Annotated in this window: 18 protein-coding genes; 12 read left to right on the top strand and 6 right to left on the bottom strand. The window is 59.1% G+C overall.

Features of this window, described 5'->3' with window-relative positions:
- Positions 1-135 precede the first annotated feature (135 nt).
- The 4 genes from eno (at position 136) to BMX68_RS00150 (ending at position 3,450) form a co-directional block, all read left to right on the top strand.
- Entirely contained in the window at positions 136-1,425 is a 1,290-nt protein-coding gene (eno, locus tag BMX68_RS00165; RefSeq protein ID WP_017130872.1) for a phosphopyruvate hydratase, read from the top strand.
- A gap of 167 nt (positions 1,426-1,592) precedes the next feature.
- The gene (gene ftsB / locus BMX68_RS00160) at positions 1,593-1,871 is read left to right on the top strand and encodes a cell division protein FtsB (RefSeq protein ID WP_017130873.1); all 279 of its coding nucleotides are present in this window, start codon (positions 1,593-1,595) and stop codon (positions 1,869-1,871) included.
- Positions 1,868-2,578, top strand: a complete 711-nt coding sequence (ispD, locus tag BMX68_RS00155) for a 2-C-methyl-D-erythritol 4-phosphate cytidylyltransferase (RefSeq protein WP_017130874.1) — start codon at positions 1,868-1,870, stop codon at positions 2,576-2,578. The genes ftsB and ispD overlap by 4 nt, the downstream gene beginning before the upstream one ends.
- Positions 2,579-2,943: 365 nt before the next feature.
- On the top strand, positions 2,944-3,450 hold the full coding sequence (locus BMX68_RS00150; protein ID WP_017130875.1) for a hypothetical protein: 507 nt from the start codon (positions 2,944-2,946) through the stop codon (positions 3,448-3,450).
- Between the two features lie 799 nt (positions 3,451-4,249).
- On the opposite strand, the gene BMX68_RS00135 is transcribed toward BMX68_RS00150, so the two are convergent.
- A complete protein-coding gene (locus BMX68_RS00135) occupies positions 4,250-5,146 on the bottom strand; it encodes a LysR substrate-binding domain-containing protein (protein ID WP_017130878.1) in 897 nt (298 codons plus the stop codon).
- A 107-nt stretch (positions 5,147-5,253) separates the two neighbouring features.
- On the opposite strand from BMX68_RS00135, the gene BMX68_RS00130 reads away from it, so the two are divergent.
- The 8 genes from BMX68_RS00130 to rpoS all read left to right on the top strand — a co-directional run bounded on the left by BMX68_RS00130 (position 5,254) and on the right by rpoS (position 12,597).
- Entirely contained in the window at positions 5,254-6,366 is a 1,113-nt protein-coding gene (locus tag BMX68_RS00130; RefSeq protein ID WP_017130879.1) for an S-(hydroxymethyl)glutathione dehydrogenase/class III alcohol dehydrogenase, read from the top strand.
- Between the two features lie 8 nt (positions 6,367-6,374).
- A complete protein-coding gene (gene fghA / locus BMX68_RS00125) occupies positions 6,375-7,223 on the top strand; it encodes an S-formylglutathione hydrolase (protein WP_017130880.1) in 849 nt (282 codons plus the stop codon).
- Between the two features lie 233 nt (positions 7,224-7,456).
- Positions 7,457-7,930 carry a 2-C-methyl-D-erythritol 2,4-cyclodiphosphate synthase gene (gene ispF, locus BMX68_RS00120; RefSeq protein ID WP_017130881.1) on the top strand — a complete coding sequence of 158 codons (474 nt, stop codon included), beginning with the start codon at positions 7,457-7,459 and terminating at the stop codon, positions 7,928-7,930.
- Entirely contained in the window at positions 7,927-8,985 is a 1,059-nt protein-coding gene (gene truD, locus BMX68_RS00115) for a tRNA pseudouridine(13) synthase TruD (RefSeq protein WP_017130882.1), read from the top strand. Before ispF ends, truD begins: the two co-directional genes overlap by 4 nt.
- On the top strand, positions 8,973-9,722 hold the full coding sequence (gene surE / locus BMX68_RS00110; protein ID WP_017130883.1) for a 5'/3'-nucleotidase SurE: 750 nt from the start codon (positions 8,973-8,975) through the stop codon (positions 9,720-9,722). Before truD ends, surE begins: the two co-directional genes overlap by 13 nt.
- Positions 9,723-9,760: 38 nt before the next feature.
- The gene (locus tag BMX68_RS00105) at positions 9,761-10,396 is read left to right on the top strand and encodes a protein-L-isoaspartate(D-aspartate) O-methyltransferase (RefSeq protein WP_176986606.1); all 636 of its coding nucleotides are present in this window, start codon (positions 9,761-9,763) and stop codon (positions 10,394-10,396) included.
- Between the two features lie 240 nt (positions 10,397-10,636).
- On the top strand, positions 10,637-11,485 hold the full coding sequence (locus BMX68_RS00100) for a peptidoglycan DD-metalloendopeptidase family protein (RefSeq protein WP_039792256.1): 849 nt from the start codon (positions 10,637-10,639) through the stop codon (positions 11,483-11,485).
- A 107-nt stretch (positions 11,486-11,592) separates the two neighbouring features.
- A complete protein-coding gene (gene rpoS, locus BMX68_RS00095) occupies positions 11,593-12,597 on the top strand; it encodes an RNA polymerase sigma factor RpoS (RefSeq protein ID WP_017130887.1) in 1,005 nt (334 codons plus the stop codon).
- A gap of 149 nt (positions 12,598-12,746) precedes the next feature.
- On the opposite strand, the gene BMX68_RS00090 is transcribed toward rpoS, so the two are convergent.
- The 5 genes from BMX68_RS00090 to BMX68_RS00070 form a co-directional block, all read right to left on the bottom strand.
- On the bottom strand, positions 12,747-13,844 hold the full coding sequence (locus BMX68_RS00090) for a DUF1513 domain-containing protein (RefSeq protein WP_017130888.1): 1,098 nt from the start codon (positions 13,842-13,844) through the stop codon (positions 12,747-12,749).
- 2 nt (positions 13,845-13,846) lie between these two features.
- A complete protein-coding gene (locus BMX68_RS00085; RefSeq protein WP_017130889.1) occupies positions 13,847-14,911 on the bottom strand; it encodes an imelysin family protein in 1,065 nt (354 codons plus the stop codon).
- A gap of 26 nt (positions 14,912-14,937) precedes the next feature.
- The gene (locus BMX68_RS00080; protein ID WP_026013057.1) at positions 14,938-16,359 is read right to left on the bottom strand and encodes a di-heme oxidoreductase family protein; all 1,422 of its coding nucleotides are present in this window, start codon (positions 16,357-16,359) and stop codon (positions 14,938-14,940) included.
- Positions 16,360-16,632: 273 nt separating this feature from the next.
- Positions 16,633-17,976 carry an imelysin family protein gene (locus BMX68_RS00075; protein ID WP_017130891.1) on the bottom strand — a complete coding sequence of 448 codons (1,344 nt, stop codon included), beginning with the start codon at positions 17,974-17,976 and terminating at the stop codon, positions 16,633-16,635.
- Positions 17,977-18,136: 160 nt separating this feature from the next.
- Positions 18,137-20,188 carry a putative bifunctional diguanylate cyclase/phosphodiesterase gene (locus BMX68_RS00070; RefSeq protein WP_017130892.1) on the bottom strand — a complete coding sequence of 684 codons (2,052 nt, stop codon included), beginning with the start codon at positions 20,186-20,188 and terminating at the stop codon, positions 18,137-18,139.
- Positions 20,189-20,416 lie beyond the last annotated feature (228 nt).

Below are 20,416 nucleotides of genomic sequence, written 5' to 3'. Positions count from 1 at the left end.
ACCGCACGATTTAAGGCTCTGGCCCCAGCTCCAGAGCCTTTTCGTCTGCAAGACTGCCCGCATTCATTGACTTGCCGACGATAAAGAATTTCCTTCAGCTGCGTCGTTTTCGTCAACTTTGGAGTGTTTACAACAATGGCAAAAATCGTCGACATCAAAGGTCGTGAGGTTCTCGACTCCCGTGGCAACCCCACCGTGGAAGCGGACGTCCTTTTGGACAACGGCATCATCGGCAGTGCCTGCGCTCCGTCCGGTGCTTCTACCGGCTCGCGTGAGGCACTTGAGCTGCGTGATGGCGACAAGAGCCGTTACCTGGGCAAGGGCGTGCTGAAGGCTGTCGGCAACATCAACGGGCCGATCCGCGAGCTGTTGCTGGGCAAGGACCCTTCCGATCAGAAGGCCCTGGACCACGCCATGATCGCGCTGGACGGCACCGAGAACAAGGCGACCCTGGGCGCCAACGCCATCCTCGCCGTGTCCCTGGCCGCCGCCAAGGCCGCTGCCCAGGACCAGGATCTGCCGCTGTACGCGCATATTGCCAACCTCAACGGTACCCCCGGTGTCTACTCCATGCCGGTGCCGATGATGAACATCATCAACGGCGGCGAGCATGCCGACAACAACGTCGACATCCAGGAATTCATGGTCCAGCCGGTGGGTGCCAAGACCTTCTCCGAAGGCCTGCGCATGGGCACCGAGATTTTCCATCACCTCAAGGCGGTGCTGAAGGCGCGTGGTTTGAGCACCGCGGTGGGTGACGAGGGTGGTTTCGCGCCGAACCTGGCGTCCAACGAAGATGCCCTGAAAGTCATCTCCGAGGCTGTCGCCAACGCCGGTTACAAGCTGGGCACCGACGTGACACTGGCCTTGGACTGCGCCGCCAGCGAATTCTTCGAAGACGGCAAGTACAACCTGTCCGGCGAAGGCCAAGTGTTCACCGCCGAAGGTTTTGCCGACTACCTCAAAGGCCTGACCGAGCGCTATCCGATCATCTCCATCGAAGACGGCCTGGACGAGTCCGATTGGGCTGGCTGGAAGGTTCTTACCGACAAGATCGGCGAAAAGACCCAACTGGTGGGCGACGACCTGTTCGTGACCAACACCAAGATCCTCAAGGAAGGCATCGATAAGCGGATCGCTAACTCCATCCTGATCAAGTTCAACCAGATCGGCACCCTGACCGAAACCCTGGAAGCCATCCAGATGGCCAAGGCCGCCGGCTATACGGCAGTGATCTCGCACCGTTCCGGTGAAACCGAGGATTCGACCATTGCCGACCTGGCCGTGGGCACCGCCGCCGGCCAGATCAAGACCGGTTCGCTGTGTCGTTCCGACCGCGTTTCCAAGTACAACCAACTGCTGCGTATCGAAGAGCAATTGGGCGCCAAGGCGAAGTACAACGGTCGTTCCGAGTTTCGCGGTTAAGCGCTAGATGGTAAAAAGGCACCAGGTTGTGTCGGAAAAGTCGCTGCGGCGACCTTTTCGCAACTAATCTGATGACTGACAAGCACAAGCCTGGTCCTTCCAGGTTTGTGCTGTTGGGTATATCGAAGTGGGCTTGGTTGTCTTTTTCACTGGGTAAACGAAATTCGATGCGCAGTCCCAATTGGTTGTTCCTTGTCTTGCTCTTGCTGCTGGCTGGCCTGCAGTACCGCCTCTGGGTGGGTAATGGGAGTCTGGCGCAAGTCGCCGACCTGACACAGCAAATTGCCGACCAGCACGCCGAGAACGCGCGTTTGCTGGAGCGTAACCGTGTCCTCGATGCGGAAGTTCTTGAACTGAAGAAAGGCATGGAAACCGTTGAAGAACGGGCTCGCCATGAACTGGGCATGGTCAAGGACGGCGAAACCCTTTATCAGTTGGCACAATGACTGACTTATCGCTACCGGCCTTCTGGGCCGTGATTCCTGCCGCGGGCGTGGGGGCTCGTATGGCGGCCGACCGTCCCAAGCAATACCTGCAACTGGGCGGACGAACCATTCTCGAACACAGCCTCGGCTGTTTTCTCGATCATCCGGGGCTCAAGGGACTGCTGCTCTGCCTGGCGCCGGCTGATCCCTATTGGCCTGGCCTGGCTTGTGCCAGTGACCGGCGTATCCAACGCGTCGACGGTGGCGCCGAGCGCGCCGACTCGGTACTCAATGCCCTGCTGCATCTACATGCCCAGGGCGCGGCGGATGAGGACTGGGTACTGGTCCATGATGCGGCCCGACCGAACCTGTCCCGTGACGATCTCGACAAGTTGCTGGGCGAACTCGCCGACGATCCGGTGGGTGGCTTGCTGTCCGTGCCGGCTCGGGACACCCTCAAGCGTGTCGACCCGCACGGTAGGGTGGTTGAAACCGTTGATCGCAGCTTGATCTGGCACGCCTACACACCGCAGATGTTCCGTCTCGGCGCCTTGCATCGGGCGCTGGCCGACAGCCTGGTGGCGGAGGTCACCGTCACCGACGAAGCCTCGGCGATGGAGTGGGCGGGCCAGGCACCGCGCCTGGTGGAAGGGCGTGCGGACAATATCAAAGTCACCCGCCCCGAAGACCTGGAGTGGCTGCGCCTGCGTTGGGCCAATCGGCGCTGAGGTTCTTGAGCCTGACCTCGGTTACACGAGCACCATCGTCGGCACGCTGGTCAGCACATCACCTACTCGAATCGTTTGGCCCTCCTTGAGATTTTTCGGTTATTACCGATTTTTCCGGCGCAGGTGGCAAGCTCGCGGCGTTATCGTTGAAACCTGTTACCTACTTTTCAGATCGCTGCCACGCAAGACCACGGGAGGCGGCTGCGAAGCGGTGCGCAAGCGGGTGATTTCCTTGGCTCTGAATCTTGATGTCCTACAGGTATATCAGATCAGCCCTATTTTTAATGTTCCCTGGTTCTTGTAGCGTTTAGTCCCTGCTGCTGCAAAAAATCCAGTAGGACTTATCGGCTGTCGAGGAAACCCATATGAGTATTGAGCGATATCGCTATCAGGGAAACTGGGGCATTGTTTTTCATGTCAACCGTTTTATCGTTCAGCCTGCTGATCGCGGAAATTTGTACAATTCCTTATATTTTTGCGAAGCGCGTGCCGCCCAGTACAAAGTGACGCAGTTGATCGTCCAGCTATATGACAAGATGCTGGCTCAAGAGCGCCCCTGTTTGATGATGGTCGCCTTTTCGCAACCGTTGACCCGGGAGCAAGGGGATCTTTTGAATAATCAGCGTACTCTTGTCTCAAATCTTACATCATCAGCCTTTGGCGCCATGGGGGCGGCTATTCCCAGTGGGTTGGCGCAGCGCATTGCCAGAGGCGTTATTTGGGCATCGACGAGCAAGTTTGTAGGTGGAAAATTGCCGACCTATCACGCGAGCGATGTTATCGTAAGTCTTGTCGCCGTCGTTGATGGCGGGATTGGTCCGCAGCAGTCGTCTTCTTCCATGATTTTGAAGTCCGGAGAATACGGCTATTAAAAATTAGTTTGCTCAATATTAGATTATATTTTTCATGTTAATGGTTGTTGGGTCTAATTCTTCGGAGGCTACGGCACAAGTTAGCGTCTAGCGTGCTCTGTGTATTCAGGCCTTCATGATTTTTGGTTTTTTATGGAAATTTATAAATCCAGATACCAAGAGTGCGATAATGTATTTAATAGACTTGCTGATTTCTCTTTTAATATTCGGTTTTATCCAGCTCCTGCTTTATATGTCATTGCGCTATAAGTTGCGGCACAGATACAGGGTCTGCTTCGGTTTGCTCCTGTGTGTCCTGACCATTCGCGTGCCTTGGTATTCCCTGCTTTCTCCTTATCAGATCGATGCTGCAATCGCCATGTCCACACTGATGCTGGGTGGTATCTGGTTTATAATAACTATGGATAAGGATACCTAAGGAGACTATGAGAAACTTGTCGTCACTTTTCCTGAGGTCAGAGTCTTGATGTCTTACAGATATATAGGATCAGCCCTACTTTTAATGGTTTTTAACTCCATGCGATGAGGGTGTGAGGATGTATTTAGTAGAGCTGATGATTTCTCTTTCTATATTCGGCTTCCTCGAGTTTCTGCTTTATATGTCACTGCGCTATAAGTTGCGGCACAGATACAGAGCCTGTTTCGGTTTGCTCCTGTGTATCCTGGCCATTCGCGTGCCTTGGTATTTCCTGCTTTCTCCCTATGAGATCGATGCGGCAATCGCTATGCCTACACTGATGCTGGGTGGTATCTGGTTTATAATAACTATGGATTAGGTGGTCATTATGTGGGTAATGGATCAAGCGGCGTACTCGGGGCGTTTCGCCAACTTCTCCTTGAGATAATCCACCAGCTTGCGCACCTTCGGTGACAGGTGTCGCTGTTGCGGGTACAACGCCCACACTGCCGTATTCGGCGGCTGGTGGGTTTCCAACAGCGAAACCAACTGGCCGTTGTGCAGGTGTTCCAGCACGTAATAATCCGGTAACTGGCACAAACCCACCCCTTGCAACACCGCATCGAGTACCGCCTGGCCACTGTTGCAGCGCCAGTTACCCTGCACCCGCTGGGAAAATTCGCGCCCGTCCTGGGCCAGTTGCCAGATATCTGAACTACCGATCAAACAATTGTGTCGGCTCAGTTCCGAGAGACTGTGAGGACGACCATAACGTTCCAGATAGGAGGGCGACGCGCACAGATACATCCGTCGCGGTGCCAGCCGCGTCGCCACCAGTCGCGAGTCCTGCAGGCGACCTAAGCGGATCGCCAGGTCCAACCCTTCATGCACCAGGTCCAGGGTGCGATTGCTCAGCTCGATATCCACGCGCAGTTGTGGATACAGGCCCATGAAGCGGGTCAACAGTGGCACGATAAAACGCTCGCCGTAGGCCACGGCACAGGTCATGCGTAACAAGCCTTTGGGCTCGCTGTGCAGGTCACCCACCGCCCGCAGGGCTTCGTCGCGGCCATCCTGCAAGCGCTGGCAATGTTGCAGGAAGGTCTGGCCGGCTTCGGTCAGCGTGACGCGCCGGGTACTGCGATACAGCAGGCGCGTTTGCAGCCGCTCTTCCAGCCGGGCGATCTGCCGGCTGATATGCGAAGAAGATACCCCCAGCCGTTGCGCGGCGGCGGTGAACTGGCTGCACTCGGCCACGGCGACAAATTCGTCGATGCCTTCCCAGCGGTTCTCGTTCATCTGATTATCCCTGTACAGCAATAATGTTTTGCTTTTGGCTGGATTATTCATCAACAAACGATGATTTACACTGCAATCTTTCGCGTTCACTTTTCAGGAGTTGCTGGATGATCAAGTCACGTGCCGCCGTTGCCTTCGAGGCAAACAAACCTCTGGAAATCATCGAAGTCGATGTCACTTTGCCCAAGGCTGGTGAAGTGCTATTGCGTGTCGTAGCCTCCGGCGTCTGCCACACCGACGCCTACACCTTGTCCGGCGCTGACCCGGAAGGCATTTTCCCGGCGATCCTGGGTCATGAAGGCGGGGCGATTGTCGAGGCCATCGGCGAAGGAGTGACATCGGTGGCGGTCGGTGATCACGTGATCCCGCTGTACACCCCGGAATGCGGCCAGTGCAAATTCTGCCGGTCGGGCAAGACCAATCTCTGCCAGGCAATCCGTGCTACCCAGGGCAAGGGCCTGATGCCGGACGGCACTTCGCGTTTCTCTTATAAGGGCGAGACGATTTTCCACTACATGGGCACCTCGACCTTCTCCGAGTACACCGTATTGCCGGAAATCTCCGTGGCCAAGATCGCCAAGGACGCACCGTTGGAGAAGGTCTGCTTGCTGGGCTGCGGCGTCACCACCGGCATCGGCGCGGTGATCAATACCGCCAAGGTCAAGCCGGGTGACACCGTGGCGATCTTCGGTCTCGGCGGCATCGGCCTGTCGGCGGTGATCGGCGCGGTCCAGGCCAAGGCGGCGCGGATCATTGCCATCGATATCAACCCGGCCAAGTTCGAGATTGCCAGGCAACTGGGGGCCACCGATTGTGTGAACCCGAAGGACTTTGATCGACCGATTCAGGAAGTTATCGTCGACATGACCGAGGGTGGTGTGGATTTCTCCTTCGAGTGCATCGGCAATGTGCAATTGATGCGTGCAGCGCTGGAATGTTGCCACAAGGGCTGGGGCGAATCGGTGATCATCGGCGTGGCCGGTGCGGGGCAGGAGATCGCCACGCGTCCGTTCCAACTGGTGACGGGTCGCGTTTGGCGCGGTTCGGCCTTTGGCGGCGTGCGCGGGCGCAGTGAACTGCCGAGCTATGTGGAGATGGCGCAGAAGGGCGAAATCCCATTGGACACCTTTATCACCCACACCATGGGCCTGGAAGAGATCAACAAGGCCTTCGACCTGATGCATGAAGGCAAGAGCATCCGCAGCGTCATTCATTTCTGAGGTCGGTCATGAGCCTGGAAAACCTTTCCTGCCAGAAAAGCTTCGGCGGCTGGCATAAACGCTATAAACATCATTCCGACGTACTCAATTGTGACATGGTGTTTGCCGTCTATCTGCCGCCGCAGGCGGAACAGGGCGTCAAGCTGCCGGTGCTGTATTGGTTGTCGGGGTTGACCTGCACCGATGAAAACTTCATGCACAAGGCCGGCGCCCTGCGTATGGCCGCGCAACTGGGGCTGATCATCGTCGCGCCGGACACCAGTCCGCGTGGCGCGGGCGTCCCCGGCGATCCCGAGAACGCCTGGGATTTCGGTCACGGGGCTGGCTTCTACCTGAATGCCACGCAGGAGCCCTGGGCACACCATTACCGGATGCACGATTATGTGGTGCAGGAGCTGCCGGCCCTGATCGAGGCGCATTTTCCCGCGTCCGACAAACGTGGCATCAGCGGTCACTCCATGGGCGGGCATGGTGCGCTGATCTGTGCCCTGCGCCATCCTGGGCGTTACCAATCGCTGTCGGCTTTTGCTCCGATCAGCCACCCAATGGATTGCCCGTGGGGACAGAAGGCCTTCTCGCGTTATCTGGGAGAAGAGCGCTCACGCTGGCGCGAATGGGATGCCTGCGCGCTAATCGGCGAAGCGAAGGAAAAGCTGCCGATCCTGGTGGATCAGGGCGACCGGGACGACTTCCTGACCAACCAGCTCAAGCCTGAAGCCCTGCGGCAGGCGGCCAGGCTGGCGCAGCATCCGTTGATCCTGCGGATGCAGCCAGGCTACGACCACAGCTATTTCTTCATCGCCAGCTTTATTGAGGACCACTTGATCCATCACAGCGAAGCGCTTGGCGCAGGCTAGTGGCCTGTACGGTGAGTTCGTTAGCTCAAGTTCGGATGCCATAAGTTCATGGCTAAGGCGCTGTGACGAGTCATAGCCGGGCTATGGCGAGGAACAGCAACGCAAGCCAGGGATTTATGGCATCCGAAATTGACTCATAGAACTAACCACACAGGCCACTAGTGCTCGTACTAGAACCTAATGTCGGACAAAATAGGTAGAATCACGCCCTGACTAACTCGGGGCGTTTTTTTATGCGTATTGGCCACGGCTATGATGTGCACCGTTTCGCCGAAGGCGACTTCATCACTCTGGGCGGCGTGCGCATTGCACACCATCACGGATTGCTGGCTCACTCCGATGGCGACGTGTTGCTGCACGCCCTGAGTGACGCGCTGTTGGGGGCGGCGGCACTTGGGGACATCGGCAAACATTTCCCGGACACCGATCCCACCTATAAAGGCGCCGACAGCCGCGTGCTGTTGCGCCATGTGGTGTCTCTGATCAAGGCCGAGGGTTGGAAGGTCGGTAATGTCGACAACACCATCGTTGCCCAGGCGCCGAAAATGGCTCCGCATATCGAATCGATGCGTGCGCTGATTGCCATGGATCTTGAAGTTGAGTTGGATCAAGTGAATGTAAAAGCCACCACCACTGAAAAGCTCGGCTTTACCGGGCGCGAAGAAGGCATCGCGGTGCATTGCGTTGCCTTGTTGTTGCGCGCATGACGGAACGCGAACTGCTGGGCCCCCGTGCCTATGGCGACGCCTTGGGCCGTGCGGTGCTCAAGGCCAGCGCGGAAGACTTCCAGGTCGATGAAGTGCTCGACATCCCCTTGTCCGGCGACGGCGAGCATCTATGGCTGTGGGTCGAAAAACGCGGCCTGAACACCGAAGAGGCCGCCCGGCGCCTGGCCAGGGCTGCCGGCGTACCTTTGCGCACGGTCAGCTATGCGGGTCTGAAGGATCGCCAGGCCCTCACCCGGCAATGGTTCAGCATCCAACTGCCGGGCAAGGCCGACCCGGACATGGGCGCGGCGCAGAACGACACCTTGCGAATTCTCAAGCGTACCCGGCACAAGCGCAAGTTACAGCGCGGGGCCCATGCGGCCAACGGCTTCACCTTGCGCCTGAGCCAACTGGCAGCGGACAAGGATGGCCTGCAGCAACGTCTCGAACAGATCAGCCGGCAGGGGATTCCCAACTATTTTGGTGCCCAGCGCTTCGGCCATCTGGGCGGCAACCTCGGCGAGGCGCGCGACTACGCCGCACGCCAGGCCCTGCCCGAGCAGCGCAACCTGCGTTCGCGACTGCTGTCCAGCGCCCGCAGCTACCTGTTCAACCAGGTACTGGCGGCGCGGGTCGCCGACGGCAGTTGGAATCGCGCCCAGGTCGGCGACTTGCTGGCTTTTACCGACAGCCGCAGTTTTTTCCCGGCGGGTGAGGCCGAGTGCAGCGATCCGCGTCTGGCGATTCTCGACCTGCACCCGACCGGTCCGCAATGGGGCGCGGGGCCGTCGCCGACGACAGGGGTGACCTTCGAACTGGAGCAAGCCGTCGCCGAGCGTGAAGCCGAGCTGTGCCAATGGCTGGTCAAGGCGGGAATGGAGCACGAACGTCGCATCCTGCGGCTGCCCATTGGCGGGCTGACGTGGCATTATCCCTCGCTGGACATTCTGCAATTGGAATTCGTCCTGCCGGCCGGATGCTTCGCCACTGTTCTGGTGCGCGAGCTGGTTGATCTTGTGTCGGTAGGGCAGACGGACAGCTCATGCGTATTTTGATTTCCAACGACGATGGGGTTTTTGCTCCCGGTCTCGCCGCGCTTCATGCTGCGCTGGCGGATTATGCCGAGTGCCGGGTGATTGCCCCGGACCAGGATAAAAGTGGTGCCAGCAGCTCGCTGACGCTCGATCGTCCGCTGCATCCACATACCTTGCCCAATGGCTTTATCAGTCTTAACGGGACGCCTACCGACTGCGTGCACCTGGGGCTCAACGGCTTACTGGAGCAGGAGCCGGACATGGTGGTATCGGGTATCAACCTGGGCGCCAACCTGGGCGATGACGTGCTCTATTCCGGCACGGTCGCTGCCGCGCTCGAAGGGCGCTTCCTTGAGCGAACCTCGTTTGCCTTCTCGTTGGCCTCGCGCCAGCTCGATAACCTGGCGACTGCCGGGCACTTTGCGCGGTTGTTGGTAGAGGCCCATGCAGGGCTCCGCTTGCCGCCGCGCACGGTCCTCAACGTCAATGTGCCGAACCTGCCGCTGGAGCATATCCGTGGTATCCGACTGACCCGTCTGGGCCATCGGGCACGGGCGGCGAAGCCGATCGTCGAGGTCAATCCGCGAGGCAAGGCCGGTTACTGGATCGCTGCGGCCGGCGATGTGGAAGACGGTGGTCCGGGGACGGATTTCCATGCACTGATGCAAGGTTTCGTTTCTGTGACACCGCTGCAACTGGACCGCACTTTTAACGATGCCTTTAGTAGCCTCGACGGTTGGCTGGAGGGGCTTGCTTGATGGCGCGTGAAAACGATTTGCTGCGCGGCGGAATCGGCATGACTTCGCAGAGAACCCGTGAACGCCTGATCCAGCGGCTTTATGACGAGGGCCTGTGCAACGCCAGGGTGTTGGAAGTGATCCGTCGAACCCCGCGCCATCTGTTCGTCGACGAAGCACTGGCTCACCGTGCCTATGAAGACACCGCGCTACCGATCGGCCACAACCAGACCATTTCCCAGCCCTATATGGTGGCACGCATGAGCGAGCTGCTGCTGGAAGCCGGCCCGCTGGACAAAGTGTTGGAGATCGGTACCGGCTCCGGCTACCAGACCGCTGTGCTGTCACAGTTAGTCGAGCGGGTGTTTTCGGTCGAGCGGATCAAGATCCTGCAGGATCGCGCCAAGGAGCGCCTGGTCGAGCTCAACCTGCGCAACGTGGTATTCCGCTGGGGCGACGGCTGGGAAGGCTGGCCGGCTCTTGCACCGTATAACGGCATTATCGTCACTGCGGTGGCCACCGATGTGCCACAGGCGTTACTCGACCAGTTGGCCCCTGGCGGGCGCCTGGTCATCCCGGTAGGGGCGGGTGAAGTCCAGCAACTGATGCTGATTGTGCGCGAGGAACATGGATTTTCCCGGCATGTACTCGGTGCGGTGCGCTTCGTTCCGCTGCTCAATGGGCCACTGGCCTGAGCATTTGTTGCATTTGTTTAAGCGATGCGCTGAATTCTGTTGAACGTTGTCGGTCATAGGGCCGGATCTTGCAGATAATAGGTGTTTAAAAGTGTGTCCAGTGTCACTGTCCAACCGTGCCAGGGGGACGCTTGTCGAGCTTTGCTGTCCGTAAAACTTCAACGGCCAGTTATACTTGCGCACACTAAGGCCTATACGGGCACTCTATAGTTATTTCAGCCAACACAAAGGGAGCGGCGGGTGAGTCTCACAGTCATTTGGCAGCGTATGGGTAAAACAAGCGTTCAACGTCTGATGATCGGTCTTGCCCTCAGTGCTTTACTGGCTGGTTGTTCCAGTGCCCCGAAGAACGGCGTGCGCGTGGTGGATCGCAATGGCAATGCGAGCAGTGTCGGTGGCGCACCGCAACGACCGATGACCACCACGGGCCAGCACGTGGTGGTTCGAGGCGATACATTGTTCTCGATTGCCTTTCGCTATGGTTGGGACTGGAAAGCCCTGGCCGCACGCAACAATATTCCGGCGCCCTACACTATTCAGGTCGGTCAGGCGATTCGCTTCGACGGTCGTGCAAATTCAACACCGGCAGTGGCGACGGTGACGAGCACGTCGTCGAGTTCATCCTCCAGCAAAACCACCATTACCCGGCGTCCAGTGACGGCTGCCGGAACGGCACCGACTGCAATGGCGACGCCGACGCCTGTACCTGGACCCGCCCCGAAAGGCTGGGCATGGCCTGCAAACGGCATTCTGATTGGAAAGTTCTCTTCAAACGGTAGTTTGAATAAAGGTATTGATATCGCCGGAGATTTGGGACAGCCTGTTTTAGCTGCATCTGATGGGTCAGTGGTTTACGCCGGGAGTGGATTGCGGGGCTACGGTGAACTGGTCATCATCAAACACAGCGATACCTACGTCAGTGCTTACGGCCACAACCGTAGGCTGTTGGTTCGGGAGGGGCAGCTGGTCAAAGTCGGACAGACAATTGCCGAGATGGGATCAACTGGTACAGACCGGGTGAAACTGCACTTTGAGATTCGCCGCCAGGGCAAGCCCGTAGACCCATTGCAATTCCTGCCTCGTCGTTGATCCGTTTGCCAGCCTGTTCTCATGACGTAGAGGGAACAGGCTCTAGCGTTGCCAAGGATAAAGGTGCCGCTTGAGCTTGAGGTCGAACTCACCAAAGGATTATAACAATGGCTCTCAGTAAAGAAGCGCGGGGGTTTGACATCGACGATGAGGTGCTCCTTGCGGACTCCGACATTGTCATGGACATGATGCCGGAGGACGACAGTTCTTCACCCCCAGTTCGTGCTAAGACCAAAAACGCTGCTGCGCTCAAGCAGCACAAGTACATTGACTACACCCGGGCTCTGGATGCGACCCAGTTGTACCTCAATGAAATCGGTTTCTCCCCTTTGTTGTCCTCCGAAGAAGAAGTCCATTTTGCGCGTCTGTCGCAAAGCGGCGATCCGGCGGGACGCAAGCGCATGATCGAAAGCAACCTGCGTCTGGTGGTGAAAATCGCCCGGCGGTATGTCAATCGTGGGCTTTCCCTGTTGGACTTGATCGAAGAGGGCAACCTCGGATTGATCCGGGCGGTCGAGAAGTTCGACCCGGAACGCGGCTTTCGCTTTTCAACCTACGCTACCTGGTGGATCCGACAGACCATTGAACGGGCGATCATGAATCAGACCCGGACCATTCGCCTGCCGATTCATGTGGTCAAGGAACTCAACGTCTATCTGCGGGCGGCTCGCGAGCTGACCCAGAAGCTCGACCATGAGCCGTCCCCCGAAGAGATCGCCAACCTGCTGGAAAAACCGGTCGGAGAGGTCAAGCGCATGCTTGGCCTGAACGAACGGGTATCCTCGGTGGACGTCTCGCTCGGCCCGGATTCGGACAAGACCCTGCTCGATACGCTGACGGATGACCGGCCAACCGATCCTTGCGAGCTATTGCAGGACGACGACCTGTCCCAGAGCATCGACCAGTGGCTGTCCGAGTTGACCGACAAGCAGCGCGAGGTGGTGGTGCGCCGCTTCGGCCTGCGCGGTCACGAGAGTAGCACGCTGGAGGACGTTGGCCTGGAGATCGGTCTGACCCGTGAGCGGGTGCGGCAGATCCAGGTCGAAGGCCTCAAGCGCCTGCGTGAGATCCTCGAAAAGAACGGCTTGTCCAGTGAGTCGTTGTTCCAGTGACGCAACACAGGCTTTTCTAGAAAGCTGCTTGCCGGTGATGACGGTCGATCAAACGACCTCATCGCTGGCAAGCCACTCTTGTGGCCCATGATAAGCGTTCTGCAGGCCTTGCTGTGCGCCTGAGTCGTGCGGCGTCGGCTCCAACGGCATTACACCAGATGCAGATGATTGTCCCAGAGCCCGGCGGGTAGATCCAGTGGTTGGGCGGTCAGTTCTTTCTGGCGGCAGTCATAGAAACGGCAGCGGCCCTGTCCAGATGTGACGACGAAACCATCGGCAACCGCGCCGACCCCTGCACAATCAGGTAGCGGTGCATCCAACCGTAACGCGCCGCTGTCCAGGTCCCAGATGAAGAATCGATTGCCTCGCGGCGCGGTCAACGCCACCAGGCGCAACTCGCTGTGTACTGCGACGCTGGCGGTATAGTGTCCCATGGCCTGCAATTGCTGTTCGGCCACCGTAAAGGCGACAAAGGGCTGGCCGGGGCGCTTGATCGCCAACAGTTCCGACGACTCGTGAGCCGGCCCCATGAACTGCTGGCCGGAGACGATGGTGCCGTCGTCGGCCACGCCAAGGTGGCGCACGCTGTTCATCTGTTGAGCCAGGGTTTCCTTGCTCAGCAGGGTGCCGTCGCGCCGCATCAGCACCAGGCTTGGCTCCATAGCGTCGAGGTTCATCTCTACCCGACTTTCGGCCTCGGTACGAATGCCGCCGTTGGCGACGATCAGGGTCTCGCCATCGGGCATCCACGACACCTGGTGCGGACCGATGCCATGGGTGGAAATTTCCCCGCTGTGAACCAGCCGTTCACCTTCGAACTTGTAGACCCCGAGCAGGCCGCGACCCGGATCGCGGGTGTCATTCTCAGTGGCGTATACCCAATCGCCGCTCTTGTGGATCACCGCATGGCCGTAGAAGTGCCGGTTCGGTTGCGAGGCGATCGTTTGCAGCAGGCGCCCGTCACGCAGATCGATCAAGTAGCTCTCGGTACCGGGGCGACGTGCGACGAACAGCGCTTGCGCTAGTGTCGGGTGATTGATGATGTCGTGGCAACGCTGGCCAACCTGGGTTGCGAAGACCTGTTGGCCGTCTAGCCGATAGCCCACGGCATAGTGCCTGCCATTGCTATCGTCGCGGGCGGAAAGCAGCAGTGGGCTTTGGCCTTTTTGCCGCAACAGCGTCCAACCGCCCAGGGTGATCGCGCTGAGCAGGAGGCTACCGAAGGTCAAGGCCTGGCGTCGTAACATTATCAATCACCGTCGTTGGCATTGAAGCCCAATTGGATGCCCAGCGCCTTGGCCAACTCGCCTTCGTGCAGGCGATGGACAACGTTGAGGCTGTCATACAGATCATTGAGCTGCTGGCGACCGCTATCGTCGTCGAGCATGTCGGTCAGCGAGCGCTGGTTGCTGGCGAACAGTTTCAGAGAGGCGGCATAAGCAGCGTCGATCTTCTCGGCGAGCGGCTTCTGCTCGGCGGTCAGCAGGCCGCGCAGACCTTTGTTGTCGACCCCGACCCAGACAGTGCGGGCGGCGGCCAGGCTGGCCTCCAGGCCCTGTAGCGAAGACTGGCTGCGCCAGGCGTCGGCCTGGAACGGCTGTGGGATACCTTTGGTCTGGCGACCCATCGGTGTGCCGAGCTTCTTCTTCAGGGTATCCAGCGCGGTCACCTGCACGCGCAGCAAATCGGCGATGGCTTCGCGGGAATCGGCATAGCGCTGGTTCGGAAACTTGCTCATCTGCGCGAGCATGCCGTCGTTGCTGTTCCATCTCGACAGGATTTCCTCGGCGAGGGTTTTCTGGCGTTCGCCAATGGCGGTCAACAGTGGGCAGTAGCGGGCTTTCTGTGTGCTGTCGGCCATGTCGATCTTGCTGTCGAACAGGATGTATTCATAGGCCGACAAGCCCTGGACCACCACGCTGGATTTGGCCAGGGTAGCAGCATCCACCTGCGGCTGGGTGCTGACCAGTTGCTCGACCTGGCGTCCCACCAGGTTTTTCTTGTCAGGCCAGAACTGCACTTGCCAGGAACGGTTACCCTCGGCCAGCGGGCCGATCAGCAAGGGTTGCAGCTCGGCCCAGGCTTTCTGCGCATGGAGGAAATCGGCACGGGCGGTGCTCAGGCTCTCCTGGTCTTGGCAGAAGGCCAGGGCGCTGATTGCCAACTGGCGGTCGGCCTCGACCCAGCGGCTGTAGGTCGGCAGGATCACCTGCTTGGCGATGGCGGCCGAGGTCAGGGCCTGTGGATCCTGTGGCGAACAGGCGCCGAGGGCAAGGGCGGCAAGGCTGGTGAACAACAGTTTGGGGCGGAACATGTCCGTGTCCTCTTTTTAGAGAAGTCTTATAAGGAATTCAGGAAGGCCAGTAGCGCGGCACGCTGCTTGGCGTTGAACGACAGCACCTGTTGCTGTGCCGGCAAGGCTTCGCCGCCGTGCCAGAGTATGGCTTCGAGCAGATTACGCGCACGGCCATCGTGTAGAAACTGGGTGTGACCGCTGACGGTCCCGGTCAGACCGATCCCCCATAGCGGCGGGGTACGCCAATCGCTGCCGCCGGCCTGGAATTCGCTGCGCTGGTCCGCCAGCCCTGGACCCATGTCATGCAGCAGCAGATCGCTGTAGGGACGGATCACCTGGCCCGCCAGCTCAGGCTCGGCAGCCGTGGTCGACGTGGTGAACCGTGGCGTGTGGCAATTCTGGCAGCCGGCCTGATGGAACAGGCTCTTGCCGGCCAGTACCTGCGGCGCGTCGACATCCCGTCGTGCCGGGACCGCTAAGTGGCGGGTGTAGAACAGCATCAGGCGCAGAATGTTATCGCTGACTTCCGGTTCGCCGTTGGCGCCGTTGCCATTGGGGGCATTGCGACAGGCGGTCTGGATCAAGGTGCAGTCATCGGCAGGTCTCAGGGTTGTGGTGAGGCCCATATCACCAGAAAGTGCGTGAACATTTTGTTGATTGAGGTTCGGCTGCCCGGCTTTCCAGCCAAAACGGCCAAGTACGGTCTTTTGCAGGGCATCGTCCCAGACCCGGTTAGGCCGGCCGGCGATACCATTGCGTTGCTGCTCTTTCGCATTGGCGAGAATGGCTTCCTCGGGAATGGCTTCTAACAAGCCGAGGCCGATCATCGGCGGGGCGATACGAGCGGAAAAACGTGTGTCCGGGTGCATCGGACCGTAGCCTAATTGGCTGATCAGCAGTCGCGGTTTGCGCAGTTCGATTTCAGTACCATCCTGGAAATGTACCGGTACGGTATCGTATTCGACCCGTACCTTGCCCTCCGGGGCAACGCCCGGAATCGCCATATCCTGCAACTGGCTGCCATAGACCGGTTCGGGGACCACGCCCTGTTGCTCGATAAGGCGTGCGTAGGCAGGCGCGTTGGGGATCGACAGGCGTATCAGCATCGACACGGCGTTGTCGGCATCAGGCCCTGGAGGGTGCCCGCGTCCGTCCCGGATATGGCAATTTTGGCAGGCGTTGGTGTTGAACAACGGGCCCAAGCCGTCGCGTGCGGTGGTGGTCGAGGGAGCGATCACCCACGGGCTACGAAAGAAACTGTTGCCGACACTGAATTCCAGGCGGCGGGTGGGCGACAGGTTGGCTGCTGGCAGGGAAAAGGCATTGCGATCGGTAGCGCGCACGGTGGTGGTGCCAGCGGAGCGTTCCTCGCCGGGTTCGGGCTTGGTAAAGCGTAGCGCGTCATCACAGGCGCTCAGGCCCAGGGCCAGGAGTAGCGACGACAGGCGAAGGGGCAGCGAGGGCATCGGCATCCAGAACAGGCTTCAAGACAGGGCGCGAAGTTTATCAGGCCGGGGTGTATGGAATCAGCGCAATCGACGTTTGCTTGATCTGCGGCAAAAGCTCTGCCGTTGCCTGTGCTGAACCTCTTGTGGCGAGTGGACTTGCCCGCGCTCGGCTGCGAAGCAGCCGCAAAACCGACTATCTCGTTTGATCTGGCAAGCCCAGATCAGCGGTTTCAGGACCGCTTCGCGGTCCTGTGGAGCAAGCATCCCTCGCCCACACGGGCAGGGCGTCGATCAGAACTCGTGATCGGCGTTATCCGGGTTCAGGTCGCTGATGCCCAACTTGCCGGCGGCCTGTTCGATCGAACCCGTCTGTTTGACCAGCGCGGCGATGGCATCACGCACGATCTTGTTGCCCGCGTCGTTGCCGGCAGCGATCAATTGATCGTAATGCTCACCTTGGTTGGCGTGGTCGACCATGATCTGGATCTTCGCCTCGGTCGCTTCCAGGTCGCCCTTGAGCGCGCTGTCGGCAGCCGGATCCACCTTCGCTACCAGCGACGACAGGCTCGGGCCGGTCAGCTTGGTGCCGTCCAGACGAGTGTATTCGCCCAGGTAGACGTTACGAATGCCTTTGGCATCGTAGAAGTGTGAGTTGTGAGTGTTGTCACTGAAGCAATCCTGCTCGTCTTCCGGCGAGTTGGCTTCCAGGGAGACCTTCATCCGTTCGCCCGCTAGTTCACCGAGGGACAGGCTACCCATGCCAAACAGCATCTTGCGCAGACCGCTTTGCGCAGGCTCCGCTTCCAAACTGGCGCGGTAGTTGTCGGCTACGTTCGGCTGCCAGTTGCCGACCATCTCTTCCAGATCGTCGACCAGCAACTGGGTCACGGCCTTGAGGTAGGCGCGGCGGCGATCGTTATGGCCGCCCGTGGCACCGGGCCCTTGCAAGTAGTCCGAAGCCGGACGGTTGCCGGCGCCTGGGCCGGCACCGTTCAGGTCCTGACCCCAGAGCAGGAATTCGATGGCGTGGTAGCCGGTCGCCACGTTGGCCTCGGAGCCGCCCAGTTCGTTCAGACTCGCGAGTTTTTCCGGAGTGATCTCGGTCACATCGACCTTGTCTTCGCCGATCTGGATTTGTTTGTTGGCGATGATATTGGCGCTAGCTCCCGGATTACCCAGTGCGTGCTCATAGGAAGCATCGACGTAGTCGATCAGACCTTCGTCCAGGGGCCAGGAGTTCACCTGGCCCTCCCAGTCGTCGATGATGGTGTTACCGAAGCGGAACACTTCGCTCTGCAGGTACGGTACGCGAGCAGCGACCCAGGCTGCCTTGGCGGCCTTCAGGGTATCGGCGTCTGGCTTGGCGAGGAAGGCGTCGACAGCGCTCTGCAAGGTTTTCGCGGTGGATTGGGCATCGCTGTAGACGGCGAACACCATCTCGGCGTAATGCGCGACCACGGCCTTGCCGGCTGCTTCGTCAACTTTGCCGGCACTGTCGCTGGCTGGCGTGGCGATGACTGTGGCAGCGGGTGTTGGTGAGACGGTCGCGTTTTTTTCTTTGTCCTTGTCGCCACAACCGGCGAGAGCGATGGCGATGGCCAACAGACTGGCGGTGGCCAGAGGCATACGAATCATGACGGATATCCTGCTTCGAGAGGTTGGGCGGGAGCGCGGGGGCACGCAGAACCGGCACATAATGCGAAAGAGTTGCATTTGAGTAAAGATTTAGTTATTAAAATATTTGGTATTAATTATTTAAAATGTTCCACCGCACTCTGCGGGGCTATTTGTCGTCTCACAGGATTGCCGCATTAGTGCGCTGAGCTTGCTTGAGGTAAGCGCCCAGTTCGCGGGCCGGCAGCGGCTTGCTGTAGTGATAGCCCTGGCCTTCATGGCAGCCCTCGGCAATGATATAGGCCTCCTGCTCGACGGTTTCCACGCCTTCGGCGATGACCTGCATGCCCAGGCTTTTACCCAGTTGGATGATCGCTCGCACGATGGTGGCGTCGTCGTCATCGTCCAGCAGATCCTGGACAAAGCTTTTGTCGATCTTGATCTTGTCCAGCGGCAGGCTCTTGAGATAGCTCAGGGACGAGTATCCGGTGCCGAAGTCGTCGATGGCGATCAGCGCGCCGGAGCGGCGCAGGCTCAGCAGATGCTGGGCAGCCGTGCTGATGTCTTCCATCAGGCCGGTCTCGGTGACTTCCAGCTCCAGGCTGTGCAGCGGCAAGCGGTACATTTGCAGTAGATTGTTGACCACTCGCGGCAGCTCGGCGTGGTGCAGTTGCACGGTGGACAGGTTGACCGCCATGCGCAGGTCAATGAAGCCTTGGTCGTGCCACTCGCGCAATTGCCTGCAGGCCTGGTCCAGCACCCATTCGCCGATGGCGATGATGGTGCCGTTTTGCTCGGCCAACGGAATGAACTGATCGGGTGGCACCAGGCCATGCTCCGGATGTTGCCAGCGGATCAAGGCTTCGACACCCACCACGCGATGATCGCGGTAGCTGATTTGCGGCTGGTAGAGCAGGTGGAACTGGTTGCGGTTAAGGGCGTCGCGCAGGTCCTTTTCCAGCTCGCGGCGGCGGCGTATTTCGCTGTCGACGCTGGCGATATAGAACTGGTAACGGTTGCGTGAGCGGGTCTTGGCCAGGGTCATGGTCTGTTCGGCTTTCTGCAGCAGCTTTTCGGTGCTGGCGCCATCTTCCGGGAACAGGGTGATGCCGATGGTGGCGCGCAAGCGGATTTCCTGATGATCGAGGGCGAACGGTGCTTCCAGGTCATCGAGGATGCTTTGCGCCAATTCGGCGGCCTCATAGGGCTGTTCGATATCTGCCTGGATCAGGGCGAACTGATCGCCCCCCAAGCGCGCCAGGGCGCCGAGGCGGCCGCTGTGGGTACGCAGGCGATCGGCGAGGGCCAGCAACAATTGATCGCCGGTCTGGTAGCTGAACTGTTCGTTGATACCCTTGAAGTCGTCGAGGCCGACCACCAGCACCGCGACCCGGCGTTGCGGGCGCAGGCAATCGGACAGGATCTTGTCCAGTTGCTGTTGCAACTGCTGGCGGTTCGGCAGGCCCGTCAGAAAGTCGTATTGAGCCATGCGCAGCAGGCTGTTTTCCGCCTCATGGCGCAAATGGGTATTGCGCTCGATCGAGGCCAGCAACTGGTTGGCAGTGTTGATCCAGATCCCCAACTCGTTCTGTTCATGGCCCTTGAGTAAGGGCAACTGATGCGCGGCCGGACGATCCGGGTTGATATTAGTCAGGTGCTCGATGATCCGCGACAGTGGCTTGGTGAGTAGCCAATGATAGACCAGGTACAACACCAGTCCCATGAGCAAGGCCCGCAGCACGCCGGAAATGAAGATGATCACTGAACTGACGATAAAGCCCTGGCCGTAGGTCGCGGTGTCGAGGGTGATGCTCAGGTCGCCGTAATACTCGCTGTAAGGGCCGCGCCCGACCAGTTGCGTGGTAAAAGTGCGTTCCTGGCCGAGGATCAGGTCGGTGAGCCAGCGGCTGGAGGAGGTCTGCAGGTCGCGGAGCTTTTCGGCAAGCATGGGTTCGTTGGGGTGGCCGATGGAGGCCATGCGCACGGACTTGTCCTGGAACAGACCTTCGATCACCTGCATGCCCATCTCCCGGTCGAGGCTGTAGACGGCCTGGGTCGAGGGGTCGCGGAACATATCGAGAATTCGCTGGGCGTCGGCGGCAACCGCCTGGCGGGTCTTGTAGGCGTCGAAGACGATCTGCGCACAGCTCAGTACCACGCCGACAATCAGTGCCGACACCAGCACCACCCGGAGCAACTTCACCGACAAGCTGTTCTTGAGTTCCAGCTTCAAAGGGTTATTCCTTGTTCCATGCGGGTAGCATCAAGTCGCTATGAGTATTGGCAATCCAGCCCCGGCAGTCAAAGAGGCAATGCGACCGGGGACGATCCGTGCCTGAGCCTGGGTAAAATGTGCCTGTCGAACCTTTTCAGACCATAGGTACTGTGTCGTAGGGAGGCTGCATAACTTGAGGATCTGCCATTCAATTTAGCGGATTATTCAGCGTAGCCCCGGACGAAG

Source organism: Pseudomonas agarici (assembly GCF_900109755.1).
Classification (GTDB): Bacteria; Pseudomonadota; Gammaproteobacteria; order Pseudomonadales; family Pseudomonadaceae; genus Aquipseudomonas; species Aquipseudomonas agarici.
The sequence above is the reverse complement of the archived record's forward strand: the minus strand, read 5'-3'. Positions and strand labels throughout refer to the sequence as shown.